The sequence below is a fragment of the Corynebacterium riegelii genome (genome assembly GCF_016728505.1).
Taxonomy (GTDB): domain Bacteria; phylum Actinomycetota; class Actinomycetes; order Mycobacteriales; family Mycobacteriaceae; genus Corynebacterium; species Corynebacterium riegelii.
Map to the genome: position 1 here is coordinate 1,859,325 of NZ_CP068159.1, position 26,575 is coordinate 1,885,899.

A 26,575-nucleotide genomic window follows, 5' to 3' on the forward strand; every position below is an offset into this window, starting at 1 on the left:
TTCGTTCAAAATTGGATCAAAGTTGAAAGTGTGCCTCCCACTGTAGACAGCTACCAGCGGCGCTGCCACCATTCATCCAAGCTGCCACGCTCAGCGCCAACGGTGGTGGAGGCGCCGTGGCCTGGGTGGATAATCGCGTCGTCCTCAAACCGGTCAAAGATCTTGGCCTTGACGTCATTGAACAGTCGCACAAAGTCACCCTCGGAGGCGGTCTTGCCCAGGCCACCTGGGAAGACGGAGTCACCCACAAAGAGGTGCATCTCACCGTCAATCTCCACCGCAATGGCAACCCCACCCGGGGTGTGTCCGCGCAAAATGGCTACCGGGATGCGGTGGCCAGCGAACTCGATGTAGTCGCCGTCATCCAACTCCTTATCCACGGGCGCTGGCAGTGCTGGGGCGTCCAAGTGCGACGCCCAGTGGGTTGCCCCCGTCTCCGCCAGCACCGCCTCTAAAGCGCGGACGTGATCGTGGTGACGGTGCGTAGTCAACACATCCGTAATACGCACACCTGCGTCTTGGGCCATGGTGAGCAGGGCTTGGGGGTTATCGGCAGCGTCGATAAGCAAACCCTGCCCCTCGGAAGCCAAGAGGTAGCAGTTGTTATCCATGCTGGAAACAGAAATCTGGTGGAGTTGCATAGCTGCCAGCGTAGCTGCTCGGAATAGTTTCTAGCCGGGAGAAGTTGGTAGGTTCAGGGGGTACGGACTCTGAAAGATAAAGGACACACGTGGCTGAAAAGCTGACAGTGCGCGGCGCGCGCCAACACAACCTCAAGGGCATTGACATTGAGCTGCCCCGAGACAAGATGACGGTCTTTACTGGACTGTCCGGCTCGGGAAAGTCCTCGCTAGCGTTTGACACGATCTTCGCGGAAGGTCAGCGGCGCTACGTGGAGTCACTGTCCTCATACGCGCGCATGTTCCTCGGCCAGATGGACAAACCTGATGTGGATTACATCGACGGTTTGAGCCCGGCTGTGTCTATTGACCAGAAATCCACCAACCGCAACCCGCGCTCCACCGTGGGCACGATCACCGAGATCTATGACTATTTGCGTCTGCTCTACGCGCGCGCCGGCACCCCGCACTGCCCGGTGTGTGACGCGGTGATTGAGCGGCAAACGCCGCAGCAGATCGTGGACCAGATCCTGGCTCTGGAGGAGCGCACCAAGTTCCAGGTGCTCGCCCCGGTAGTGCGCAAGCGCAAGGGTGAGTTCCAAGACCTGTTCGCGGACCTGGCTGCGCAGGGTTACTCGCGCGTGAACGTGGACGGTGAGACCTACCAGCTGTCGGACCCGCCCAAGCTGGAAAAGCAGATCAAGCACACTATTGACGTAGTGGTGGACCGCCTCACCGTCAAAGCCAGCCAAAAGCAGCGCCTGACTGATTCTGTGGAAACAGCGCTGAAGCTGGCAGAAGGGCTTGTAGGCTTCGACTTTGTTGACCTGGATGCGGACGATCCGGACCGCGTGCAGATCTTCTCGGAGAAGATGGCCTGCCCGAACGGCCACAAGCTGCACGTGGAGGAATATGAGCCGCGCGCGTTCTCCTTCAACTCACCGTTCGGTGCCTGCCCGGTGTGCGACGGCCTTGGCGTGCGTAAGGAGGTGGACATTGACCTGGTGATTCCGGACCCGGATGCGCCGGCGGTGGATGCATTCCAGATCTGGAACTCCAGCCCGAACAAGGGTTACTTCACCAAACTGATTGAGGCATTGGCGAAGGAAGAGGGCTTTGATGCGCACGCGCCGCTGAGCTCGTTGACCAAGACGCAGCAGAAACACCTAGTGCATGGCTCTCCAACCAAGGTGAACGTTCGCTACAAGAACCGTTACGGCCGCCAGCGTTCCTACACCGCTGCCTACGAGGGTGTGGTGGGCTACATCGAGCGCAAGATGGAGCAGGCCGAGACAGACACGCAGAAGGACCGTCTGCTGGCCTACACCCGTGAGGTGCCGTGCCCAACCTGTGAAGGCACCCGCCTCAAGCCGGAAATTCTGGCGGTGCGGCTTGCCTCCACGACGCATGGCGAGAAATCCATCGCCGGTCTGACTGAGCTTTCGATTGAGGACGCCTCGCAGTACCTGGACAACCTGGTCCTGGGCTACCGCGAGGAAATGATTGCAGGTGCCGTGCTGCGCGAGATTCAGGCGCGTTTGCACTTTCTTATCGACGTTGGCCTGAACTACCTCACCCTGTCCCGCTCTGCCGGAACGCTTTCCGGTGGTGAGGCGCAGCGCATTCGCCTTGCCACGCAGATCGGCTCCGGCCTGGCTGGTGTGCTCTACGTGCTGGATGAGCCCTCCATTGGCCTGCACCAGCGCGACAACCAGCGCCTGATTAAGACGCTGAAGAAGCTGCGCGACTTAGGCAACACGCTTGTTGTGGTCGAGCACGATGAGGACACGATCCGCGAGGCCGACTGGCTCATCGACATCGGCCCGCGCGCCGGCGAGTACGGCGGCGAAGTGGTCTACCAAGGCGCGCCGGAAGGCATTAAGAAGGCGAAGGACTCGATTACAGGTGACTACCTGAGCGGGCGCAAGACAATTGAGGTGCCTGCTCAGCGGCGCGCCGTGGATAAGCAAAGAATGCTCAAGGTCATCGGTGCGCGCGAGAACAACCTGGACAACGTGACTGTGGATCTTCCGCTAGGTGTGCTGGTGGCGGTGACTGGCGTGTCCGGCTCCGGCAAGTCCACCCTGGTCAACCAGATTCTGGCGAAGACGCTGCAGAACCAGCTCAACGGCGCACGCCAGGTGCCGGGGCGCGTGAAGAAGGTCGAGGGCCTTGAACACCTGGACAAGCTAGTGCAGGTGGACCAGAGCCCGATCGGGCGCACGCCGCGCTCAAACCCGGCAACCTACACGGGCGTGTTTGACAAGATCCGTACCCTGTTTGCGGAAACGCAGGAGTCCAAGGTGCGCGGCTACAAGCCGGGGCGCTTCTCCTTCAACGTCAAGGGCGGGCGCTGTGAGGCGTGTCGTGGTGACGGCACCATCAAAATCGAGATGAACTTCCTGCCCGATGTTTACGTGCCTTGCGAGGTCTGCGGCGGCGCACGCTACAACCGCGAAACCCTTGAAGTGCGCTACAAGGGCAAGAACATCGCAGAAGTGCTGGACATGCCGATCTCTGAGGCGACCGAGTTCTTCGAGCCGATCACGTCCATTCACCGCTATTTGCAGACGCTTGTAGACGTCGGCTTGGGCTACGTCCGCCTCGGCCAAAGCGCCACCACGCTCTCCGGCGGCGAGGCCCAGCGCGTGAAGCTGGCCGCCGAGCTGCAGAAGCGCTCCAACGGCCGTACGATCTATATCCTCGACGAGCCGACCACTGGCCTCCACTTCGAAGACATCCGCAAACTCATGCTGGTGCTCAACGGCCTTGTGGATAAGGGCAACACGGTGCTTGTGATTGAGCACAACCTTGACGTAATCAAGTCCGCAGACTGGATTGTGGACATGGGTCCTGAAGGTGGCTCCGGCGGCGGCACCGTGGTTGCCCAGGGCACGCCGGAGGACGTGGCTCGGGTGGAAGGGTCATTTACCGGCGAATTCCTCCGGCCTCTGGTGTAGCTGCGGCTGTAGTTGTAGCTGCGGCTGCGGCTGTAGCTCGCCGGGCTCTTGCTTGCGCTGCGCGCCCTTCGCCGCGACGGCGATAAGCAGGAGGCCAGACACGATAAACGTGAGCACGCGCGGAATGCCGTCGAGCGCCGCCATGTCGAAGATGACCAGTTTCGCCGTAGCCACAATCGCAATGATCAGGCCAGCGGTGCGCTCGCTCTTAGCATCCATGTTGTTGGCGCGGTTGCTGGCGCGTTTGACCAAAAGCCACGCCGCGAGCGCCATCCACGAGATGGACACGATCATGTGGCCGACGTAGAAGGCGCCCTCGTGGCCTTCGTAGTTGTGCGTTGTCGAGTTGTAGGTACTCGGGTTGATGAGCTCTCCAATTGACTGAGTGATGGTCACTACAGCCACCATCTCCAGGAGTAGGCCGTAAGCTGCAAATGCTTTGCGTGCTGTGCCCGAAAGGCCCTGCCGGAGCCCCGGTAGGGCAATGCAAACGACGAGCAGGACTGCCAGCGCGACACCCATCGCCAAATACTGCGGTGCCGCCAACAGTGGAAGCAGTGGGCTGAGTGCTGTAAACAACGCGTCCCACACGCCAGCCAACACCATGATTGCCCACGCGGCGAGCACTGGGACTGTGCGCACAGGCACCCTCGTGGTGAGGAACACCACGGCACTGGCCATTACAAGGAGGGTGAGCCTAGGAACCCATGTTGTCCAGGGGCTGAGGTTGTACGCGTCGTGGTAGATGAGAAACAGCGGCAGGAATGTAAAAGGCAGCACCATGAACCAGCCGGTAATCAGCCAGGAGTTGGCTGCTTGGTTGGCCTGTTGGCTGCCTGGTCTGCCGCGGCCGACGACCGTGACCAGACACGTGACGGCAATTGCGACGGCTACGAGGATCCACCGGGCGACGTCTTCAAGCATCATGTGCGACAGCAACAACACGAGCGCGGGTGCCACAACGCCCGCGGCAACAGTCATACGTGGAGTTGCTGGATACGGCCTAAAGAACAGCTCGCCCACGACCAGCAGCACGACCCCGACGAGTGGGATGACAACCGCAGCGTTGATGAGCGTGGGCTGAGTGTATGGCCCGGAGATGAAGTCTCCAAGCACCATGACCAGCCACGTCTGCCACGCAAGCAGCAGCCCAGCCACCGTGCGCACGATAGTGAGCATGCGTGGCGACGCCTGCCTGCACATCCACCACGTCATCAAGACCACCAAAACCGGTGGCACGAGGACAAGAGCATTGGCGAAGGCGTACTTCGTAATCAACGTGCCTGAGTAGAAAACAAGGATGATGCACATGGCAACAACCAGGCGCAGGTTGTTGCGCCACTTAGCCAGGGCGAGATACCCAGTCCACAACAGGATGAACGCGAGGACGACCGCATCAGGCAACACCCAGTTTTGCACCATGCCGACATAGAAAAGATCCAGCGCAAGGATCAAAAACGACGTCACGTACAGCGCCATCACGCCAGCATTGGTGCCTTTGCGCACATCGAGCCAGATGCCGATACCAAGTAGGATCACGGCAAGAAGCGCAGCACCCACCGCACGGCCGACCGGGCCGAGGAGCCCGGACTGGATCGCCAGGGCAATGCCGAGGCATGCGCCAACAAAGGTGATAACTGATCCGATAATCGCCGCCCAGCGCATAATCCGCTGCTCCGTGGAAAGCTGCGGACGTTCGTGCATGGACGCTGAAACACGTTGCCGCAACGAGGGCTTCTGCGGCGGCTGTTGTTGAACTATCGGTGCCGGTTGTGGCGGAGCTGGCGTCATCTGCGGCACCGGTTGCGGCATTGGCTGCGCTGCCGGTTGCGGCGCGGCAGCGGGGGATGAGGTCAGTTGGTTGAGGTTGGACGTGATGGCGTCGATAAGCATCTGCGAATGTGCGGTGCTTTGGCGAAGCTCATTGAGTTGACGCCGAACGTCGTCAATGATCTGCTCTCGGGGGTGCGACATAATGGGGCCTCCTAAATAGCTGTCTATATTCTTAGACTGGTTTTGAGACCAAAAGGTTTCCCCGACGCGCAAATTTATCCGATTGTGACAATGACGGCGTGTGGTGATTTGGTGATGGGGCAGGGAAGTGTTAGTGTCTATGGCACTACCGCCCAAAGCGCCTCCTCCAGGTGCCTGGGCTGCAAGTGGAGTTACTCCCACCCCAAGCCGCCGGCATCACATGCCGGAAGGATACGGGTCTCGGTAGGGCACTACACCTTGGGGTGACGTGTCTGATGAGGAGAACTCCCGCCGTGCACCAGCACGAGCGGGGATTTTTTGTGGGAACACACCACCTGTAGCAGTGGTAGCGACAACGTTAAACCTTTTAATAAGGAGTGTTCTCATCAGCGCTGAAGCTCGTATTAATGAACGGATCCGGGTCCCCGAGGTTCGTCTCGTCGGCCCGTCCGGCGAGCAGGTAGGCATCGTCCGCACGGATGACGCCCGCAAGTTGGCCTACGAAGCCGACCTCGACCTGGTTGAGGTTGCACCGAACGCCAAGCCGCCCGTGTGCAAGATCATGGACTACGGCAAATTCAAGTACGAGCAGGATCAGAAGGCCCGCGAGGCCCGCAAGAACCAGCAGCAGACCGTGGTCAAGGAACAGAAGTTCCGCCCCAAGATCGATGAGCACGACTACCAGACCAAAAAGGCCAACGTTGAACGCTTCCTGGAGAAGGGCAACAAGGTCAAGGTGACCATCATGTTCCGTGGCCGCGAGCAGTCGCGTCCGGAGCTGGGGTACCGCCTCCTTGAGCGTCTCGCCGACGACATCGGAGAACTTGGCGTGGTGGAGTCCCGCCCCAAGCAGGACGGCCGCAACATGACCATGGTCTTCGGGCCGGCTCGCAAGGGCAAGAAGTAGCACGATCACAATCTGAAGGGCTTTTACCATGAAGCAGAAGACCCACAAGGGCACCGCAAAGCGCATCAAGGTTAATGGCAAAGGCAAGCTGCGCCGTGAGCAGGCTGGTAAGCGCCACCTCAACGAGAAGCTGTCCTCGAAGCGTCGCCGCAAGCTGTCCGGCACCACGGACGTTGCACCGGCTGACGTTAAGCGCATGAAGCGCCTCCTCGGCATGTCCTAAGCACTGCCTGTTTCCATCTACCCCACGAATTAAGACAAGGAAGTATGACTCATGGCACGTGTTAAGCGTTCAGTCAATGCTAAGAAGAAGCGCCGCGCGATTCTGAAGTCCGCGAAGGGCTACCGTGGCCAGCGCTCCCGCCTGTACCGCAAGGCGAAGGAGCAGTGGCTGCACTCCCAGACCTACGCGTACCGCGATCGCCGCAAGCGCAAGAGCGAGTTCCGCAAGCTGTGGATCCAGCGCATCAACGCTGCAGCTCGTATGAACGACATCACCTACAACCGTCTCATCCACGGCCTGAAGTTGGCCGAGGTTGAGGTGGACCGCAAGATCCTCGCCGAGCTGGCTGTGAATGACTTCGCAGCGTTCTCCGCTCTTTGCGAGGTTGCGAAGAACGCCCTCCCGGAGGACGTCAACGCTCCGGTTGAGGCTGCCTAGGAGCCTTCCGCTTAACGACGCGCCGCGTGCCATTCTTTGGCCGGCGCGTCTTTTGCGTTTTTCTGGGGTGTTTTCGTGGCCGCCGCCGGCTTTCGGCGGAGTCTCAGCTCGCAGCCAGCCCGTGTGTCCTTGCGCAATCCCCTGACCAGCGCATTCACGCCAGTCACACCAGCCTCATTGCAAACATTTTGATTTGTTACGGATGTGACTAAGAAACCGCAGGACGCTGAAAGATTTCGCATTTGTTTTCAGTCGCCGTCACTGCCTACACCCTGGCAGCGACTATCTGCGTGAGTTTTTCCACGAGAACCCAGAGAGTTGCCGACGAAAACCTCAACACCTGCCAACCCAAGGCTGCAGACTCTAAGTTGATCGCGGTGTCTTTGTGACGCCGCTCGTGTTCCCAGTGATGTGCGCCGTCATACATGAGGCCAATCTTGAGTTGGGGCAGGGCTAGGTCGAAGCGGGTGATTGGCTTGCCGTGGGCGTCGGTAAGCAGAAGCTGCTCTCGAAGATCTAGATGAAACCTGCTGGCAACATCGAGCGCGAGAAGGCGCATTTCGGTTTCCTTCGGAGATTCTGCGAGCGGGGAAGAGGCAGTAAGGACATCCACGAGCCACGGCAGGCTAATGCGTTGGCGGCTTGCGCGCAGAAGATCGATGGGGTCGACCTTGATGAAGTGTCGTGCGGCGTCTACAAGCTGGACAGCACGAACGAACTCTGCAGACAATCCAGGCACCTCGACGATGGGCCAGCGAACCTCCCCAGAACGCACCTGCGTCAGCGCCTGACACAATGCCACCGCGGGTGGAGCTGCCTGCAAAACCAAGCCAAGGTAACTGAGTTGCCAGATTCCCTTTGGTTCGCTACGGAATAGCGCAGGCGTCAGACTCGTTGCGAGTCTCTTTTTCGCTATCGCCGGTCCAGTCAGGTACGTGTCGGCATAGTCGGTGAGGTACCTCATTCCGTAAAGCGCCAAGGCTGCGAACCCTGTTGCACTCAAAGATGGGTTGGCAAGTAGATGGGCAATTGCCCGGTGCAGGCCAGGCACTTGGTAGTGCACCTGCCTGGGATGATGCCGTTGGGCCAGGCTCGCTACCGCTGCAGGTACCGCGTCGCTGGTATGGATCAGATAGTGGTCATTTGCATGTATGTACTCGCTTTCAGATAGTGACTTGGAGGCGTGATAGAGCTTTGGCGGCGCGTTAAGCGTCATGCCGTTAAAAACATTCATGCATCTTTAGACTGCGCGGACCCGCCTGCGGTTCCCAGATGGACCGCGCTCAGCTCCAACGCAGTATTCTTAACTGCCATGTCCCTCGACTTTGATCAGCCATTTACTGAACGCACTCCGCGGGTGGTCAACGCCGCGAAGTTGAAGCGTGCCGCCGGCCGGAAGAAGGTCAAGAGGTTTTTGGTGGAGGGGGAGAACGCCGTGGAGGCGGCGGTGGCTACGGGTGCCGCGACAGACCTGTTTGTCACCCAGTCGGCAGCCGAGCGTTTCGAGGAAATCGTGCGTGCGGCTGGTTACTTGGACGTGTATACGCACGCGATTAACGACAAGGCCGCAGATCACCTCGCCGACGCGGTGACCAACACCGGCATTTTCGCGGTGTGTAAGCCGGTGTTGTGGACCATTCCGCAGATTCTCAAGGGCAGGCCCCGCCTGGTTGCGGTGTGTGTGGAAACCAACGACCCAGGCAACGCGGGCACGATCATCCGCCTGGTGGATGCGCTCGGTGCGGATGCGGTGATTTTCGCTGGTGACACGGTTGATCCGGAGTCGCCGAAGGTGGTGCGTTCCACCGCTGGCTCGCTCTTCCATGTCCCTGTCGCGCGCGACCGTGACATGCACCGTGTCCTCGGGCAGCTCAGGGCTTCAGGCTTATCGACGCTCGCGACAACCCCCAACGGCGCCCTCAACCTCGCCGAACCCGGGGAAGCTTTGAACACGCCCACCGCGTGGCTGTTTGGCAACGAGGCCCACGGACTGCCGGAAGACGTCCTGGCTGCCGCTGACGACACTGTCACCATTCCCATTGCGGGGTCCGCTGAGTCTTTGAACCTTTCGACGGCGGCGTCCATTTGCCTGTGGGAGTCAGCAAAGGCGTTGAGCGAGAAGTGATTACTATCGCATAGACGTAAGGGTAGGCAAACCTAACCTACTGCTGTAGGGTTTGCCTCATGGGAACGAATACAAGTCAACCGCCACTACCGCAGAGCGACAGATCGACCAACGTTGCTGCAGGCCATTGGGTGCTCGCTCGAGCTGGGAAGCGCGTTTTGCGTCCTGGTGGTTTGAAGCTGACGAATCGTTTGTTGGATGCAGCAGAACTGCAGGACAAAAGGGTGGTGGAATTCGCGCCTGGGTTGGGGCGAACTGCCGCCATCATGCTTGAACGAGACATCGCATCCTATGTCGGTGTAGACCAAGATGTGGATGCAGTGACACGTGTGCAGTCCGTGGTGGGATCGCGTGGCACAGTGGTCAACGCTAGTGCCGAATCCACCGGGCTTGAAAGCGATTCTGCCCAGGTGGTGGTTGGTGAGGCGATGCTGACAATGCAAGGTGAGAAAGGCAAGCGCGCAATTATTGCTGAAGCGTTCCGTTTGTTGGAGCCGGGTGGTGTGTATGCGATCCATGAGCTGGGACTTACCCCCGACACAATTGATGCAGAACTTGCTGATCAGTTGCGCAAGCGCCTAGCGAAAACGATCCGCGTGAATGCTCGCCCACTTACGCGCCGAGAATGGTGTGGGTTGTTGGAGGAGGCGGGTTTTGACATTGAATGGGTTGGAACTGAGCCGATGGCCCTACTGTCAATGCGTCGCAATCTTGCAGATGAAGGTTTTGGCGGAGTTTTGCGGATTTTGCGTAACGTAGCGAGGGACAGGGATTTGCGTCACCGTGTACTGGAGATGCGTAGAACCTTTAATGAATATCGAGACAATCTCACCGGTATCGCTATCATCGCTCGAAAACCCGATGTCAGCGTGTAGAAGAAGGGAATTGGATTCATGAGCGGACACGACCACGTGCCAGAAGCCATGCTTGGTTACATAGAAAATATGGCGGAGCATGTTGAGTACTCCCCAAACTCGACCACATCGACCACGATCCTGCGTGCCGAGGGGGTCAACGTGGTGCTGTTCTCGTTTGATCAAGGGGAGGAACTTTCAGAACACACCGCTGCGATGCCAGTGATTGTGCAGGCCTTAGAGGGTGAACTGGAAATTGCGGCCGACGGTAAAACGGTGATACTGCGTCCTGGCGGTTTGGTACATTTCACCACGCGCCTACCGCACGCAGTTAAAGCACTGAGCCCGGCAAAAATGGTGCTGTATATGTTGAACCGTCCTACGGCGGTTTAAAAAGGGATTGTTGTCACGCCCATGAACACAAGCAGCATGAGATTCGGCGTGCGCCCAGAGTCCGCACCGTACGGGGGTGGGGCACAACTTATCCTCCTGGGAGACAGCCGAAGGCCCGCGGGTATGCTTGTGAACGTTTTGTGATGCCGCCGAAGTGGAAAGGTGCGGGTGTGCAGTGAGCATTGACAAACCCGAAATTGAACTGACCGAGGAGAACCTGAATCGGGCTGCGGATGAGGCTATCGCGGCGTTCGAAAAGGCCGCGGACCTGGCGGCGCTTGAAGAGGCCAAGCGTGAGCACTTGGGCGAGCAGTCGACAATTATGCAGGCGCGGAAGTCGCTGGGTTCCATTCCGAAGGACCAGCGTAAGGACGCCGGCCGGTTTGTGAACATGGCGCGCGGCCGCGCTGAGAAGGTGTACTCCCAGCTCCACCAGCTGCGTGAGGCTGAGTATCGCGAGCAGCAGCTGCGCGAAGAGACTGTGGACGTCACGCTGCCTACCGCACGTTCTCAGGCTGGCGCGATGCACCCGATCACCACGCTCAGCGAGCAGATCGCAGATATCTTTATCGGCATGGGCTGGGAGGTTGCTGAAGGCCCTGAGGTGGAGGCGGAGTACTTCAACTTCGACGCGTTGAACTTCATCCCGGATCACCCGGCGCGTACCCTGCAGGACACCTTCTACATCGGTGAGGAGGGTTCCAAGCAGGTCATGCGTACGCACACGTCTCCGGTGCAGGTGCGCACGATGCTTGAGCGTGATGTGCCGATCTACATCGCGTGTCCGGGCCGCGTGTTCCGTACCGATGAGCTGGATGCCACCCACACGCCGGTGTTCCACCAGGTTGAGGGCTTGGCGGTGGATAAGGGCCTGACCATGGCTCACCTGAAGGGCACGCTGGATCACCTGGCGAAAACACTGTTCGGTCCGGAGACCAAGACGCGCATGCGTACCAACTATTTCCCGTTCACGGAGCCTTCCGCTGAGGTTGACGTGTGGTTCCCTAACAAGAAGGGCGGCGCCGGCTGGATCGAGTGGCTTGGCTGCGGCATGGTCAACCCGAACGTTCTGCGTGCCGTGGGTGTGGATCCGGAGGAGTACACGGGCTTTGCGTTTGGCATGGGCTTGGAGCGCACGCTGCAGTTCCGCAACGGATTGACGGATATGCGCGACATGGTTGAGGGTGACGTTCGTTTCACCATCCCGTTCGGCGTTCAGGCATAACAGGCGTAGCAGGCACAAGGAGAGAGACAACAAATGCTGATTTCCAAAAATTGGATCACCCGCCTGCTTGCAAACGCGGGCAATGAGGGTTTCAACCCCACTGATGAGGAGCTGGACGCAGGTTTCGTGCGCGTCGGTTTTGAAACTGAGGGCTATGAGCCGCTGCCGGAGGTAACCGGCCCGCTGGTTTTAGGCCGCGTCGCTGAGATTGAAGAGCTGACGGGTTTCAAGAAGCCGATTCGTTACTGCCAGGTGGACGTTGGCCAGGCCAATGGCACTGGTGAGCTGCAGGGCATTATCTGTGGCGCCCGCAACTTCAAAGAAGGCGACGTTGTCATCGTGTCGCTGCCGGGTGCGGTGCTGCCGGGTGGTTTTGAGATCGCGGCACGCAAGACCTATGACCACATCTCCAACGGCATGATGGCATCTGCCGCGGAGCTTGGTCTGACTGCGAAAAGCGAGGGCATCATTGCGCTGGATAGCCTGCCTGAGGGCTTCCAGCTTGGCGACGACGCACGCGCCTTCCTCAACTCCACCGACACCGTCTTCGACGTTAATGTCACCCCGGATCGTGGTTACGCGCTGTCCGCGCGTGGCCTGACCCGCGAGATTGCCTCGGCGTTTGACCTGAAGTACGGCGACGTAGCCAAGGATCCCGCATTCGCTGGTATTGATGTTTCCGCAGTCCCGGCGCCGGAGGGCGAGCTGATCCCGATCACGCTGGAGGCCGATACGAAGGCGAAGCGCTTCGGTCTGCGCAAGGTTGAGGGCATTGACCCGAAGGCCCAGGCACCGTTCTGGATGCAGCGTGAGCTGATGCTTTCCGGCATCCGCTCGGTCAACGCGGCGACGGACGTGACTAACTACGTCATGCTGCTGACGGGCCAGCCGATGCACGCGTTTGACGCTGACAAGATCGCCGGCGGCCTGCGCGTGCATACCGCGACTGAGGGGCAGGAGTTCGAGACTCTCGACCACACCAAGCGCACCCTGCGCGCAACGGACGTGGTGATCAGCGATGATGCCGGCATTCAGTCACTGGCAGGCGTTATGGGTGGCACTACCTCCGAGATCTCGGACGAGACCACCAACGTCTACTTCGAGGCCGCTACCTGGGACGAGCTGACGGTTGCGAAGACCGCGCGTCACCACAAACTGAGCTCCGAGGCTTCTCGACGTTTTGAGCGCGGCGTCGACCCCGCCATTGTTGAAGTCAGCCTGGACATTGCGTGTGCACTCCTGGTGCAGTGCGCTGGCGGCCAGGTGACCGCAAGCCGCACTTTGGTCGGCGAGGTACCGGCGCGCGAGGCAATTGAGATGCGCGTGAGCCGTCCCTCCGAGCTGATTGGCGTGGATTACTCCCGCGACACCGTGGTCAAGCGCCTGGAGGAAGTCGGCTGCCAGATCGCAGGCGATGATGAGCACCTCCAGGTCACGCCACCGACCTGGCGCAGCGATCTTACCGTGCCAGTGGAGCTGGTTGAGGAGATCGTGCGTTTGGAGGGCCTGGATGCGATCCCGTCCGTGCTGCCGACTCCGGTTGGTGGCCGCGGCCTGAGCCCGCAGCAGCGTCGTCGCCGTGCGGTGACGCACGCGCTGGCGTACTCCGGCTACGCGGAGATCATCCCCACGCCGTTTATGTCCAACACGGTGCTCGATGCATGGGGCTTGGAGGCGGATGACCCGCGACGCAACGTGGTGAAGGTGCAAAACCCGCTTGATGCGGACTACGCCGTGCTGGCCACCACGCTGCTTCCGGCCATGCTTGAGGCAGTTGGCCGCAACGTTGCCCGCGGTCGCCATGACCTCGCGCTGTACTCCGTGGCACAGACAGCGGTGAAGCGTGCAGATGCATCCCCGATGCCAAGCGTTGAGCAGCGTCCGGATGAGGCGACGATTGCGGAGCTGATCGGTTCGCTCCCGGAGCAGCGGTTGCATGTGGCGACGGTGGCCGTTGGCAAACAAGAGCTCGATGGTCCGTTGGGTCAGGGTAGGGCGTTCACCTGGGCCGATGCCCTGCAGGCTGCGCAAACTGTGGCTTCCGCTGCGGGTGTGACACTTGAGGTTGAGCAGGCCCAGCACTTGCCGTGGCACCCGGGTCGTTGCGCGGCGTTGAAGGTTGGCGGTGAGATTGTGGGCTATGCGGGTGAGCTGCACCCGCAGGTGCTTGAGGCACTGGAGCTGCCGGAGCGCACCGTGGCGATGGAGCTGGACCTTTCCGCTTTGCCGTTTGACTACGAACTTCCGGCGCCGGTGCTTTCTGCGTTCCCGGCGGTGAACCAGGACATTGCGCTGGTTGTAGATGCCGATGTGCCGGCAGAAGCGGTGCGCCAGGTGGTCGAGGAGGCTGCAGGTGAGCTGTTGGAGCGCGTCACGCTTTTCGACGTCTACGTGTCCGACCAACTCGGCGAGAACAAGAAGTCCTTGGCGTTTGGCCTGGTGTTCCGCGCGGGCGATCGCACGTTGACGGAGGACGAGGCGTCCGAGGCGCGACTGAAGGCTGCGAAGGCCGCGGAGGAGCGCTTCGGGGCGACGATGCGCGGCGTGTAGCGCTTGACGCAACACGGGTGCGAATAAATTACGCTGCGGCGCATAATTTGACGCATAAAGTGCTACACTGCAGTGCATGACACTCTCTGTAGCCGTTGCCGGCGCAACCGGGTATGCAGGCGGAGAAATTCTCCGCCTGCTTTTGCGTCACCCCGCATATCTTTCGGGCGAGCTGCGAATTGGCGCGCTGACCGGAAACTCTAACGCAGGCGCAACTGTCGGCGAGCTTATGCCGCACCTGCCGGAGTTGGCGCAGCGGGTGATTGAACCCACTGACGTGGAAACTCTGGCTGGTCACGACGTTGTGTTCCTTGGCCTTCCGCACGGACACTCCGCGCAGATTGGTGCGAACCTGCCAGAGAGCACCGTGGTTATTGACTGTGCTGCGGATTTCCGCCTGAAGGACGCGGACGCATGGAAGCGCTTCTATGGCACGGAGCACGCAGGGCATTGGCCGTACGGCATCCCGGAAATGCCGGGCCACCGTGAGAAGCTCCGCGGTGCCACCCGCATCGCTGTGCCGGGCTGTTTCCCAACTGGTGCAACACTTGCCGCGTACCCCGCGCTGAAAGCTGGACTGTGTGGGCCGGACGTGTGCGTTGTCAGCATTACGGGTGTTTCGGGCGCGGGTAAGAAGGCGTCGGTAGGCATGCTGGGTGCGGAGACGATGGGTTCGCTGAAGGCCTATAACACCGCTGGCAAGCACCGCCACACCCCGGAGATGGCGCAGAACTTTGAAGAAGCCGCAGGCCAGACTGTCAATGTGAGCTTCACGCCGGTACTCGCGCCGCTTCCGCGAGGCATCCTCACCACGGTAACCGCACCGCTTACGCCGGGCGTAACCCAGCAGCAGGCGCACGAGGCGTTCGAAGCGTTCTACGCGGACGAGCCCTTCGTCTGGGTTCTGCCCGAGGGCGCGCAGCTGCAGACGCAGCATGTGGTTGGCTCCAACATGTGCCACGTGCAGGTTGAGGTGGATGAAGACGCCGAAGTGCTGGTGATTACCTCCGCTATCGACAACCTGACTAAAGGCACCGCAGGTGCTGCTGTGCAGTGCATGAACCTCGCGCTGGGCTGGGATGAAACTGCGGGGCTACCGCAGCAGGGCGTAGCGCCCTAAGCGCCCTAAACGGAAGCTTCAAGGGCAAACAAAACATTTAAGGAACGAAAAGACATGACACAAGGAACCGTCACCACGCCGAAGGGCTTTGTCGCTGCAGCGACAACTGCTGGCATTAAGCCCTCCGGTAACTCGGATATGGCGCTCGTGGTCAACGAGGGCCCGGAGTTTAACGCGGCTGCCGTATATACGCGCAACCGTGTGAAAGCCTCGCCGGTGAAGGTAAGCCGCGAAGCTACTAGCAACGGTCAGCTCAAGGTGGTGCTGTTTAACTCTGGCAACGCGAATGCTTGCAACGGCGCCCAGGGTGATGCGGATGCGCGCGAGGCACAGGCACGCGCGGCAGAGCACCTCGGCGTTGCAGCTGATGACGTTGCGGTTTGCTCCACGGGTTTGATTGGTGAGCTGCTGCCGATGGACAAGGTCCGTGCAGGCGTAGACGTGCTTGTAGGTGCCCTGGGTGATAACGGCCAGGCAGCCGCAGAGGCGATTATGACCACGGACACCGTGAGCAAGCAGGCGTTTGTGCAGCGTGACGGCTGGTCTGTTGGTTCCATGGGTAAAGGCGTGGGCATGATGGCGCCCTCGCTTGCGACGATGCTGGTGTTGGTGGTCACGGATGCGTCGATAAGCAATGAGGCCCTGCAACAAGCTCTGGAGAAGGCGTCCGAGGTGACGTTTAACACCCTGGACATTGACGGCTCTACCTCCACCAATGACACCGTGATTGTCATGGCCAACGGTGCAAGCGGCATCACACCGAGCCAGGACGAGGTGGATGCGGCGATCATGGAGGTGTGCCAGTCCCTGGCGGATCAGATGCAGGGCGATGCTGAGGGCGTGACCAAGCGCGTCAGCATTACCGTGCGGGGTACTGCCAACAATGAGCAGGCGCTGAACGCCGCTCGCACCATTGGGCGCGACAACCTGTTTAAGTGCGCAATGTTCGGCTCTGACCCGAACTGGGGCCGCACTCTTGCGGCTGTGGGCATGGCGGATGCGGAGATGGATCCGGACAACATCAGCGTGATGTTTAACGGCCAGCCCGTGTGCGTGGCGTCCACCGGTGCGCCGGGGGCTCGCGATGTGGATCTTAGCGGCATGGACATTGCGGTTGAGGTTGATCTGGGCACAGGGGGCCCAGGCGTTGCGACGGTACGCACCACCGACCTCTCGCACTCATACGTTGAAATCAACTCGGCTTACAGCAGCTAAGGAGGCCACGTGTTGGAACCATTGGGCACTCACCTGAGTAATGAGGCACGCGCGCACGTGCTTGCCGAGGCACTGCCGTGGCTGCAGCACTACCGCGACAAGATCGTGGTGGTCAAATACGGCGGCAACGCCATGATTGATGAGGATCTGAAGGCCGCATTCGCCGCTGACATGGTGTTTTTGCGCACCGTTGGCGCTAAGCCGGTTGTGGTACACGGCGGTGGGCCGCAGATCTCTGCGATGATGAAGCGCCTGAACCTGGAAGGCGGCGAGTTTGTCGGCGGCTTCCGCGTGACCACGCCGGAGATCCTGGACGTGGTGCGCATGGTGCTCTTCGGCCAGGTGGGGCGTGATCTTCTTGGCAAGATCAACTCGCACGGGCCGTACGCCGTGGGTACCTCTGGCGAAGACGCCGGGCTGTTTACCGCCGAGAAGCGCTACGTGGACGTTGACGGTGAGCAGCACGATATCGGCCTAGTGGGCACGATCACGGACGTGAAACCGGAGGCCGTGATGGACATCATCGAGGCCGGCCGCATCCCGGTGGTGTCCGGTATTGCGCCGGGTGTCAGCGGAGACGTCTACAACATCAACGCCGACGAAGCCGCTGGCGCACTCGCGGCAGCCATCGGCGCGGAGCGCCTCGTTGTGCTGACCAATGTCGAGGGCCTCTACACCGATTGGCCTGATAAGGACTCGCTGCTGAGCAAGATCACGGTGGGTGAGCTGGACAAGATGATGCCCACGCTGGACTCCGGGATGATCCCGAAGATGGAGGCATGCCTGACCGCGGTGCGCGGTGGGGTAAAGGCCGCGCACGTGATTGATGGCCGCATTGCACATTCGGTGTTGCTTGAGCTGTTGACCATGGGCGGCATTGGCACAATGGTGCTTCCGGATGCATACGATGCGACGCAGTACCCGGAGGGCACCGTGTTTAGAAAGGATGACGCGTAGATGACACGAGCCGAAACGCCACAAGAGCCCAGCGCAATGCTCAGTGGGTGGAACGCCGGGCTGATGAACAACTACGGCACTCCGCCGGTAGCGTTGGTTTCTGGCCGTGGGGTGTATGTCACTGATGACCAGGGCAATGAGTACCTGGACATGCTCGCTGGCATTGCCGTAAACGCACTTGGTTACGGCCACGGGAAGATCGTTCAGGCAGTGTCTACGCAGATCCAGACTCTGGCGCATGTCTCGAACCTATTCGCCTCCCAACCAGCGGTGGACGCGGCAGGGGAATTGGTGCACCGCTTCGGCGATGACAGTGCTCGCGTGTTCTTCTGCAACTCCGGCGCCGAAGCGAACGAAGCCGCATTCAAGCTTGCTCGCTTGACCGGCAAGCGCCGCATCCTAGCTGCGCAGCACGGTTTCCACGGTCGCACGATGGGTTCGCTGGCGCTGACCGGCCAGCCCTCAAAGCGCGCGCCGTTCGAACCTGTGGCGCCCGGGGTGGAGTTCTACCCCTACGGCGACATTGATTACGTGCGAAAACTCGTAGCCATCAACCCGACCGATGTCGCCGCGATCTTCCTGGAGCCCATCCAGGGCGAAACCGGAGTCATCCCGGCACCAGCAGGGTTTATGCAGGAGCTTCGGAAGCTTTGCGACGCCCACGGGATCCTCCTCGTCTGCGACGAAGTACAAGCCGGCGTTGGACGTACCGGCACGTTCTTCGCCTTCGAGCACGACCTTGCCGCAGGTGTTCGCCCGGATGTGGTGACCATGGCCAAGGGGATTGGCGGTGGCCTGCCTTTGGGCGCAGTTATTGCTACTGGCGAGGTGGCGAAGATGTTCACCCCGGGATCCCACGGCACGACGTTTGGCGGCAACCCAGTGGCATGTGCTGCGGCCAACGCGGTGCTCGACGTGATTGACCAGGAGTTTGTTGCAGAGGTTGCGCGCAAGGGCGAGGCCTTCGCCGAGCGCCTGCGTGGCATTGACGGTGTGAAAGCCGTGCGCGGGCGTGGGCTGATGGTGGGTGCGGTGCTTGAGCGTGGCGTCGCAAAGCAAACTTATGCTCTGGCGCTAAAACAAGGACTGATTGTCAATGCGCCGGCAGACGACGTGATCCGGTTCACCCCACCGCTTGTGATCACGGATGAAGAGTTGGACGAGGCAGCGACGCGCTTTGCGGCCGCGCTGCGCGAAGCGATGGAAAAGGAGTAGCAAGGTGCCACGACACTTTCTGGCAGACGATGATCTGACACCCGCCGAGCAGGCTGAAGTGCTTGCCCTGGCCGCGGAGATGAAACGCGAGCCGTACAAGCACCGACCGCTGGAGGGGCCGCAGTCCGTAGCGGTGCTGTTTGATAAGACCAGCACACGCACCCGTTTCTCCTTTGACACGGGCATTGCGCAGCTCGGCGGGCACGCAATTGTGACCGAAACCGGCAACTCCCAGATGGGCAAAGGGGAGAGCTACCAGGACACCGCAGCGGTGCTCAGCCGCTACGTCTCCGCAATCGTGTGGCGTACCTATGCTCACGACAACCTGCTGGCCATGGCGGAAACCGCCACCGTGCCCATAGTGAACGCGCTTTCGGATGACCTGCACCCCTGCCAGATTCTGGCAGACCTGCAAACCATGGTGGAAAACCTCTGCCCGCAGGAAGGTCCAGCCGGCCTGCGCGGCAAGAAGGCTGTCTATCTTGGCGACGGCGACAACAACATGGCAAACAGCTACATGATCGGCTTTGCCAACGCCGGGGTGGACATTGCCATCATCGGGCCTGAAGACTTCCTTCCGCGCGAGGAGTTTGTCACCCGCGCACGCCGCCGTGCGGAAGAAACCGGCGCAACTGTCACCGTGACCAGCTCGCTGGACGCGGTTGCCGGCGCCGATGTTGTCATCACCGACACCTGGGTGTCTATGGGCATGGAGGAAGACGGCAAGGATCGCCGCACCCCGTTTATGCCGTACCAGGTCACACCTGAAGTGATGGCACGCGCAGGCGAAGACGCCATCTTCCTGCACTGCCTGCCGGCATACCGCGGCAGCGAAGTGGCTGCCGAGGTTATCGACGGTCCAGCCTCGCGCGTATTCGACGAGGCAGAGAACCGTCTCCACGCACAAAAGGCCCTCCTCACTTGGCTTCTGGAGCACCAGTCATGACACAACCCGTATCGCGTACCGCACGTCAAGCCCGCATCCTGGAAATTCTGGCAAACACCCGCGTGACCTCGCAGGTGCAGCTCTCCCAGCTGTTGCTTGCAGAAGGCATCGACATCACCCAGGCCACCCTCTCACGCGACCTGGATGAGTTAGGGGCACGTAAAGTTCGCCCGCTCGACGGCGGCCGTTCCTTCTACATTGTCGGATCCGACACCGGCGCAATCGACGCCGTGCAGACCGGGCCACGCGACAAACTCAACCGGATGATTGAGGAGCTGGTGGTCTCGGTGGACTACTCGCACTCCACCGCCGTGCTGCGCACACCCCCGGGGGCGGCACAGTACCTAGCCAGCTATATCGACCGAGTGGGCCTTGACCAAGTAGTTGGCAGCATTGCGGGCGATGACACCATCTTCGTACTTGCCCGTGAACCCCTCTCAGGCCAGAATTTGGCAGAGCAGCTTTTCAGTGGTGCCCCGCGCAAAGCCGAGAGCTAACCACAGGTAACCTAACGTTTCGTATAACCAATTTTCTTTAGTTTTTCTTCAAGGAGAGATCTACTATGACCAACCGCGTCGTCCTCGCGTACTCCGGCGGACTGGACACCTCCGTAGCCATCCCGTACCTCGCTGAGATGACGGGTGGTGAAGTGATTGCCGTCTCCCTGGACTTGGGCCAGGGTGGTGAAGACATGGAATCCGTGCGCCAGCGTGCGCTGGACTGTGGCGCCGTGGAGTCCATCGTGGTGGACGCCAAGGATGAATTCGCCGAAGAGTACTGCCTGCCAACCATCAAGGCCAACGGCATGTACCAGGGGGAGTACCCGCTGGTTTCTGCAATCTCTCGCCCGCTGATTGTCAAGCACCTTGTTGAGGCTGGCCACCAGTTTGGCGGCACCCACGTTGCTCACGGCTGCACCGGCAAGGGCAACGACCAGGTGCGTTTTGAGGTTGGGTTCCTGAACCAGGATCCGGACCTGGAGATCATCGCCCCAGCGCGTGACTACGCGTGGACCCGTGACAAGGCCATTGAGTACGCCGAGGGCAAGGACCTGCCGATTGAGCAGTCTGCAGCATCTCCGTTCTCCATCGACCAGAACGTGTGGGGCCGTGCGGTTGAGACCGGCTTCCTGGAGGACCTGTGGAACCCGCCGACCAAGGACCTGTACTCCTACACCGAGGACCCGTCGCTAGGTAACGCCCCGGATGAGGTCATCATCTCCTTCGAGTCTGGTAAGCCGGTTGCTATCGATGGCCGCCAGGTCACGGTGCTTGAGGCTATTGAAGAGATGAACCGTCGCGCAGGTGCACAGGGCATCGGCCGCCTGGACATGGTGGAGGACCGCCTGGTGGGTATTAAGTCCCGCGAGGTCTACGAAGCGCCGGGTGCGGTTGCGCTGATCACCGCGCACAAGGCGCTCGAGGACGTCACGGTGGAGCGCGAGCTGGCACGCTACAAGCGCCTGATCGACGCTCGCTGGGCGGAAGAGGTGTACGACGGCCTGTGGTTCGGCCCGCTGAAGCGCTCTCTCGATGCCTTCATTGACTCCACCCAGGAGCACGTCACCGGCGACATCCGCATGGTGCTGCACGCAGGCAAGGCGACGGTTAACGGCCGTCGTTCCAACCACTCCCTGTACGACTTCAACCTGGCAACCTACGACACGGGCGATACCTTCGACCAGACCTTGGCCAAGGGCTTTGTGCGCCTGCACGGCCTGTCGTCCCAGATTGCTAACAAGCGTGACCGCGAGGCCAACGCCTCGAAGAAGTAGGGGATGACAATGGAGCAGCACGGCACTAATGAAGGTGCGCTGTGGGGCGGCCGCTTTTCCGGTGGCCCGTCCGAGGCCATGTTCGCGCTTTCCGTGTCCACGCACTTTGACTGGGTGCTCGCGCCTTATGACGTGCTTGCCTCCAAGGCACACGCCAAGGTGCTCAACCGGGCAGGCTTGCTGAGCGACGCTGACTTGGCAACCATGCTGGCTGGTCTTGACCAGCTGGGCAAGGATGTCGCCGACGGTTCCTTTGGGCCGCTGCCTACGGACGAAGATGTCCACGGCGCCATGGAACGCGGCTTGATTGACCGTGTCGGACCGGAAGTGGGCGGGCGACTTCGCGCGGGCCGTTCCCGTAACGACCAGGTTGCAGCGATGTTTCGCATGTGGCTTCGTGACGCGGTGCGTGGCATCTCGCAGGACGTTGCGGACCTGATCGACGCGATTGTCGCCCAGGCGAAGGTACACCCCGATGCGATCATGCCGGGCAAAACCCACTTCCAGGCGGCGCAGCCGATTCTGCTCGCGCACTCGTTGCTTGCGCACGCGCAGCCGCTGCTGCGTGACCTGGAGCGTATCCAGGACTTGGATAAGCGCCTTGCGGTCTCGCCGTATGGTTCCGGAGCGCTTGCTGGCTCCTCGCTGCAGTTGGATCCGGAGGCGATTGCTGAGGAGCTCGGGTTCGATTCCTCGGCGGACAACTCGCTTGACGGCACCGCTTCGCGCGACTTCGCGGCGGAAACCGCCTACGTGTTGGCGCAGATTGCGGTGGATTTGTCTCGCTTTGCTGAGGAGATCATTGCGTGGTCCACGCCGGAGTTTGGCTACATCACGTTGCATGATGCTTGGTCGACCGGATCGTCCATCATGCCGCAGAAGAAGAACCCGGATGTCGCAGAGCTTGCCCGTGGTAAGTCAGGCAGGTTGATCGGTAACCTCGCAGGTCTTTTGGCAACGCTGAAGGCGCAGCCCTTGGCGTACAACCGTGACCTGCAGGAGGACAAGGAACCGTTGGTGGATTCGGTGACGCAGCTTAGCATTGTGCTTCCGGCGTTTACCGGACTTGTTTCCACGCTGGTGTTCCATGAGGATCGCATGCTGGAGCTGGCACCCGCTGGCTACACGCTTGCCACGGATTTGGCTGAGTGGATGGTGCGCCAGGGCGTGCCATTCCGCGAAGCTCACGAGGCTTCCGGCGCATGCGTGCGCATCGCGGAAAGCCGCGGCGTTGACCTTGTAGAGCTGACCGATGAGGAATTGGCCAGCGTTGATACGCGCCTGACTCCTGAGGTGCGTGACGTTCTTACGGTGCAGGGTGCTGTAGCATCCCGCGCCACCCGCGGCGGTACCGCAAAGGTACGCGTCGAGGAGCAGCTTGAACGTGTGGCCCAAGCTAACGCCGCGTTCCGGACGTGGGCGGAGACACCCGTGCGCCCCGGTCAGTGAGCGAAGTCACGTTTTACGCTTTACCATGAGTGTATGAATGTGCCGAGTAGCAATACAGACGCCAAGCGCGGTGGACGCGGATTGTCCATCGTGCTTGGCGTTGTTCTATTAGCGGTAGTCGCAGCAGCAATCGCCATGGGTCGCGGGGTCATTCCTGGACTTGGGGGAATTGGCGGAGCTTCTGACTCCGATGATGGGACGAGTCACGTTGCCCAAAAGCCTGGTCTAACCCAGGTGCGCGGTGTGATCGGCTCCGAGAAGCGCGGGTATTTCGAAGACCCGGACGTGGTGGCGCGTCTTGAGGAGCTCGGTTTCCAGGTGTCGTTTAGCACAGCCGGCTCCCGCGAGATTGCCACAGGCATAGACATCGAAGCCCAGGACTTTGTGTTCCCTTCATCAGCACCAGCTGCGCAAAAGGTTCGTGAGCAGGGTTCTGGCTACTCGGTGGACTTCCCGTTCTTCTCACCTATGGCGGTGGCCAGCTGGCAACCGATCGCCGAGATCCTCGAAGGTCAGGGGGCGGTGACTAAAGACGGTGACAGTTACGTATTAGACATGGCCAAGTTTGTGGACATCGCGAGCTCTGGTGCGAGGTGGCGTGATTTTGGGGACACGTTTGCGTCGCCAAGAACTGTCCAGATCCGTTCAACTGACATCCGTACCTCCAACTCAGCGGCGATGTACCTGTCCATCCTGAACTATGAGTTCCAGCAGCGCGACCCCGCGCGGGGAGATGACGTGGGTTACCTGGTGGAGTCGATCGCACCGTTTTTCACTGGTCAGGGCTATTCGGAGTCATCTTCTTCGGGCCCGTTCGCGGAGTACCTGGCGCAGGGAATGGGGGCAGCGCCGATGGTGATGGTGTACGAAGCCCAGTATCTGGGCGAGCAGATGAGTCCGAACTCCCGTATTAGGGACGACATGGTGCTGCTGCAGCTGCACCCAACCGTGCTTGCAAATCACGGCATTGTGGGCGTGACTGCGGAAGGCAAAGAACTTGGCAAGCTGCTGACTAATGACCCGCAGCTGCAGCAACTTGCAGCACGCCACGGTTTCAGGCCGGCGACCTCCGGCTCGCTTGCCCAAGAGATGGAAAGTCAAGGCCTTGAACCGCCGCGCGACTACGTCAACTCCATTGACCCACCGAACTACGACCGCCTAGAACAGCTCATTGACGGCGTGGGCACCCGCTACGGCAAAATTGCGCCCCCGCCGCGGCATGGGGAGGAAGAGTAATGAAACGTTTCTGGCTAGCGTTTATCACCTTTGTCAGTGTCATTGCACTTGCCGCGTGCGGCACAGACTCAGGCGAAACTGGCGGGGTTGATTCCGCACCCAAACGAAGCCAAGGGGCAGCAGATCTGACAATTGTCGCCGCCACAGAGTTGAAAGACTTGGAGGGGCTTGTTCAGCAGGCTGCTGATGACCTTGGTTTTAGCATTGAACTGCTCTTCCCAGGTGGTACTTTGGATAACTCCCAGGCCCTGAAACGTGGAGATTTTGACGGCAACGTGGACGCCACCTGGTTTGCCACCAACCGCTACGTCAACCTGATTGGGGCGTCCAACAAGCTTGCAGACGAGACGAAGACTGCGACCAGCCCAGTAGCCTTTGGTGTCTGGGACGACGCGGCTGCGCGCTTGGGCTGGGATACGCAGCAGCCCACGTGGGCGGAGTTCGCCCAGGCCGCGGAGCAAGGAGAGTTCACCTTTGGCATGACTACTCCGTCCTCGTCCAACTCGGGTTTCTCCGCGCTGGTATCGGTTGCGACGGCGGTTGCAGACACCGGCCAGGCAATCAGCCCCGGGGATCTGGAGCTGGTCAGCCCCACACTTAAGGCACTGTTCCAAGCGCAATCTCTGGTGTCCGGTTCTTCCGGCTGGCTGGCGGAAGCGTTTGTTGCAGACCCGGAGCGTGCCGATGCGATTGTGAACTACGAGTCGACGCTTCTGCAGATGCAGCAGCAAGGCCAGCCGATCCAGGTGGTTGTGCCGAAGGACGGCGTGATTTCTGCCGACTACCCGCTATCCACCCTTGCGCAGCCGTCGAATCCGCAGGCTGCCGAGCAGGTTCGGGCGTTGGCAGATTGGATGCTTGAGCATCAGGAAGACATTGCGCAGACGTTCCGCCGCCCGGTGCGCCAGGTGGACAACCTGCCCGAGCAGCTGCAAAACCAGCAGGTCATCGAGTTGCCGTTCCCGGCAAACCAGTCGGTGGTAGATGAGCTGCTCTACGCCTACAACAACCAGTACCGCCAGCCTGGCACCACTACGTTTGTGCTGGATGTGTCCGGTTCGATGGAAGGTGCGCGCCTTGAGTCATTGAAGGCGATTATGCATTCGCTTATCGACGGCTCAGCGTCCACCCTCACCGGCGACGTCTCCTTGCGCGACCGCGAGGACGTCACCCTGTGGTCCTTCAGCTTCGACCCGAATGAGCCAATTAGCGTCACGTTTGACCGCGAAGATCCGGCTGTCGCCGCAGAACTCGGTGCGTACGTTGATGGTCTGGTTGCACATGGTGGCACTGCGATCTACCCAACGTTGATCCGTGCTTTGGAGGCGGCGGACACCTCGACGGGCATTCCGTCCATAGTCTTGCTCAGTGACGGTGAAGCCACCTTCGGCGAAAGCTTCCATGAGTTCAGGGAGATCTATGCCCAGATGTCGCCGGAGAAGCGCTCGATTCCGGTGTTCGTAATTCTCTACGGCGATGCCAATAAGGCTGAGATGACGGAGCTTGCGAAACTGACGGGCGGAGAAGTCTTTGACGCGCTCAACGGCGATTTGGAGTCTGCATTTAAGGAGATCCGTGGGTTCCAGTAATTACTTCCTTTCCCGCAAGAACCAGGTTGGTCTGCTGCTGGCCATTCTGGTCGTGGCGTTGCACCTAGTCATCGGGTTCGGCGTGTTCTGGCCGGTGGCAGCCCTAGCGGCGTACGGGGCAGGTGCTGTCCTCACACCGGCGCCGCGGCAGCAGGCGCTACAGGCACCTATGACGCCCACTCCGCAATTGCTTTCTGGGGTGCTGCGCGAGACGTCTTCCAAGCTGTTTCGCGCGAAGCCCCCAGCGGTCGTAGTAGCCAAAGCTAAAGAGTTGGAGAGCAACGTTCGTTTTGTCTTGTCGGAGTGGGACCATTTGGATTCCACGCCGGAGCACCGTCAGACCATGTGGAATGTGGTCAAGGTGTACTACCCGGAAATCACCACGACGTTCCTTGATAGCCCGCAGCACAGCGACGGTAGGGCAGCGGCAGTCATGGCGGATTCATTGACCACGCTCGCTAGCGCCGTAGACAGAATTAAAACTGGCATTCTTGACGATAACCTGCGTGCTATGGACTCCCAGGCGCAGTTCCTGCGCACTGAACTTGGCGCGCTGCCAGGACTCAACGACGGTTTCGAAGAGGCCGAGGGGTACGATCGACGCTCATGAGCCTTGATCCAGAACTGCTTGAGATTCTTGTTTGTCCTCAAGACAAAGGGCCATTGGTCTATAACGAGGAAGAACAGTTGCTGATCAATGAGCGCCTTGGCGTTGCCTATCGCATTGAGCAGGGCATTCCAGTCTTGCTTATCGACGAAGCGCAGACCCACCCAACCACCTCCCAGTAACGAAAGCGTGAGATGT

At 60.4% G+C, this 26,575-nt stretch carries 24 protein-coding genes; 21 read left to right on the forward strand and 3 right to left on the reverse strand.

What is annotated here, in order from left to right; genetic code table 11:
* Positions 1-50: 50 nt before the first annotated feature.
* Positions 51-641, reverse strand: a complete 591-nt coding sequence (locus I6I71_RS08785) for an MBL fold metallo-hydrolase (protein WP_236587289.1) — start codon at positions 639-641, stop codon at positions 51-53.
* A gap of 89 nt (positions 642-730) precedes the next feature.
* Here I6I71_RS08785 and uvrA point away from each other — a divergent pair, with 89 nt between their 5' ends.
* Entirely contained in the window at positions 731-3,580 is a 2,850-nt protein-coding gene (uvrA, locus tag I6I71_RS08790; RefSeq protein ID WP_201820512.1) for an excinuclease ABC subunit UvrA, read from the forward strand.
* Here the strand turns inward: uvrA and I6I71_RS08795 are convergent.
* Positions 3,545-5,554, reverse strand: a complete 2,010-nt coding sequence (locus I6I71_RS08795) for a DUF2339 domain-containing protein (protein WP_201820515.1) — start codon at positions 5,552-5,554, stop codon at positions 3,545-3,547. The two genes, uvrA and I6I71_RS08795, sit on opposite strands and share 36 nt — an antisense overlap.
* A gap of 343 nt (positions 5,555-5,897) precedes the next feature.
* On the opposite strand from I6I71_RS08795, the gene infC reads away from it, so the two are divergent.
* From infC to rplT, 3 genes are read left to right on the forward strand one after another with little or no spacing between them, the layout of a single operon-like run.
* Positions 5,898-6,461 (forward strand): translation initiation factor IF-3, encoded by a 564-nt coding sequence (gene infC / locus I6I71_RS08800; protein ID WP_083278946.1) that lies wholly within the window; start codon positions 5,898-5,900, stop codon positions 6,459-6,461.
* Between the two features lie 28 nt (positions 6,462-6,489).
* Positions 6,490-6,684 carry a 50S ribosomal protein L35 gene (rpmI, locus tag I6I71_RS08805; protein ID WP_052204458.1) on the forward strand — a complete coding sequence of 65 codons (195 nt, stop codon included), beginning with the start codon at positions 6,490-6,492 and terminating at the stop codon, positions 6,682-6,684.
* Positions 6,685-6,735: 51 nt separating this feature from the next.
* Complete coding sequence (gene rplT, locus I6I71_RS08810; protein WP_052204456.1) at positions 6,736-7,122, forward strand: 50S ribosomal protein L20; 387 nt, start codon at positions 6,736-6,738, stop codon at positions 7,120-7,122.
* A gap of 265 nt (positions 7,123-7,387) precedes the next feature.
* Here the strand turns inward: rplT and I6I71_RS08815 are convergent, their stop codons facing one another.
* A complete protein-coding gene (locus I6I71_RS08815; RefSeq protein WP_201820518.1) occupies positions 7,388-8,356 on the reverse strand; it encodes a hypothetical protein in 969 nt (322 codons plus the stop codon).
* 78 nt (positions 8,357-8,434) lie between these two features.
* On the opposite strand from I6I71_RS08815, the gene I6I71_RS08820 reads away from it, so the two are divergent.
* The 17 genes from I6I71_RS08820 (at position 8,435) to I6I71_RS08900 (ending at position 26,559) form a co-directional block, all read left to right on the forward strand.
* Positions 8,435-9,247 (forward strand): TrmH family RNA methyltransferase, encoded by an 813-nt coding sequence (locus tag I6I71_RS08820; RefSeq protein ID WP_201820520.1) that lies wholly within the window; start codon positions 8,435-8,437, stop codon positions 9,245-9,247.
* Positions 9,248-9,306: 59 nt separating this feature from the next.
* Positions 9,307-10,122 (forward strand): class I SAM-dependent methyltransferase, encoded by an 816-nt coding sequence (locus I6I71_RS08825; protein ID WP_101734932.1) that lies wholly within the window; start codon positions 9,307-9,309, stop codon positions 10,120-10,122.
* 18 nt (positions 10,123-10,140) lie between these two features.
* Positions 10,141-10,494: a cupin domain-containing protein gene (locus tag I6I71_RS08830; RefSeq protein ID WP_070494699.1), complete on the forward strand. Its 354-nt coding sequence runs from the start codon at positions 10,141-10,143 to the stop codon at positions 10,492-10,494.
* A gap of 175 nt (positions 10,495-10,669) precedes the next feature.
* Positions 10,670-11,719 carry a phenylalanine--tRNA ligase subunit alpha gene (gene pheS / locus I6I71_RS08835; protein WP_201820523.1) on the forward strand — a complete coding sequence of 350 codons (1,050 nt, stop codon included), beginning with the start codon at positions 10,670-10,672 and terminating at the stop codon, positions 11,717-11,719.
* 33 nt (positions 11,720-11,752) lie between these two features.
* A complete protein-coding gene (gene pheT / locus I6I71_RS08840) occupies positions 11,753-14,269 on the forward strand; it encodes a phenylalanine--tRNA ligase subunit beta (RefSeq protein ID WP_201820526.1) in 2,517 nt (838 codons plus the stop codon).
* Between the two features lie 76 nt (positions 14,270-14,345).
* On the forward strand, positions 14,346-15,389 hold the full coding sequence (gene argC / locus I6I71_RS08845; protein ID WP_201820529.1) for an N-acetyl-gamma-glutamyl-phosphate reductase: 1,044 nt from the start codon (positions 14,346-14,348) through the stop codon (positions 15,387-15,389).
* Between the two features lie 54 nt (positions 15,390-15,443).
* Entirely contained in the window at positions 15,444-16,604 is a 1,161-nt protein-coding gene (gene argJ, locus I6I71_RS08850) for a bifunctional glutamate N-acetyltransferase/amino-acid acetyltransferase ArgJ (protein WP_201820532.1), read from the forward strand.
* A gap of 12 nt (positions 16,605-16,616) precedes the next feature.
* Positions 16,617-17,561, forward strand: a complete 945-nt coding sequence (gene argB / locus I6I71_RS08855) for an acetylglutamate kinase (protein ID WP_201823582.1) — start codon at positions 16,617-16,619, stop codon at positions 17,559-17,561.
* Positions 17,562-18,776, forward strand: coding sequence for an acetylornithine transaminase (locus I6I71_RS08860; RefSeq protein WP_414017434.1), 1,215 nt, complete (start codon positions 17,562-17,564; stop codon positions 18,774-18,776). It begins immediately after the preceding gene.
* A gap of 4 nt (positions 18,777-18,780) precedes the next feature.
* On the forward strand, positions 18,781-19,722 hold the full coding sequence (gene argF / locus I6I71_RS08865; protein ID WP_236587290.1) for an ornithine carbamoyltransferase: 942 nt from the start codon (positions 18,781-18,783) through the stop codon (positions 19,720-19,722).
* Positions 19,719-20,219: an arginine repressor gene (locus I6I71_RS08870; protein ID WP_052204436.1), complete on the forward strand. Its 501-nt coding sequence runs from the start codon at positions 19,719-19,721 to the stop codon at positions 20,217-20,219. The genes argF and I6I71_RS08870 overlap by 4 nt, the downstream gene beginning before the upstream one ends.
* A gap of 65 nt (positions 20,220-20,284) precedes the next feature.
* A complete protein-coding gene (locus I6I71_RS08875) occupies positions 20,285-21,496 on the forward strand; it encodes an argininosuccinate synthase (RefSeq protein ID WP_052204434.1) in 1,212 nt (403 codons plus the stop codon).
* A gap of 9 nt (positions 21,497-21,505) precedes the next feature.
* On the forward strand, positions 21,506-22,945 hold the full coding sequence (argH, locus tag I6I71_RS08880; RefSeq protein ID WP_201823588.1) for an argininosuccinate lyase: 1,440 nt from the start codon (positions 21,506-21,508) through the stop codon (positions 22,943-22,945).
* A 33-nt stretch (positions 22,946-22,978) separates the two neighbouring features.
* Positions 22,979-24,181, forward strand: coding sequence for a hypothetical protein (locus I6I71_RS08885; protein WP_101734926.1), 1,203 nt, complete (start codon positions 22,979-22,981; stop codon positions 24,179-24,181).
* Entirely contained in the window at positions 24,181-25,770 is a 1,590-nt protein-coding gene (locus I6I71_RS08890; RefSeq protein ID WP_201820534.1) for a VWA domain-containing protein, read from the forward strand. The genes I6I71_RS08885 and I6I71_RS08890 overlap by 1 nt, the downstream gene beginning before the upstream one ends.
* Positions 25,757-26,380: a hypothetical protein gene (locus I6I71_RS08895; protein WP_052204427.1), complete on the forward strand. Its 624-nt coding sequence runs from the start codon at positions 25,757-25,759 to the stop codon at positions 26,378-26,380. The genes I6I71_RS08890 and I6I71_RS08895 overlap by 14 nt, the downstream gene beginning before the upstream one ends.
* On the forward strand, positions 26,377-26,559 hold the full coding sequence (locus I6I71_RS08900; RefSeq protein WP_052204425.1) for a Trm112 family protein: 183 nt from the start codon (positions 26,377-26,379) through the stop codon (positions 26,557-26,559). Before I6I71_RS08895 ends, I6I71_RS08900 begins: the two co-directional genes overlap by 4 nt.
* Positions 26,560-26,575 lie beyond the last annotated feature (16 nt).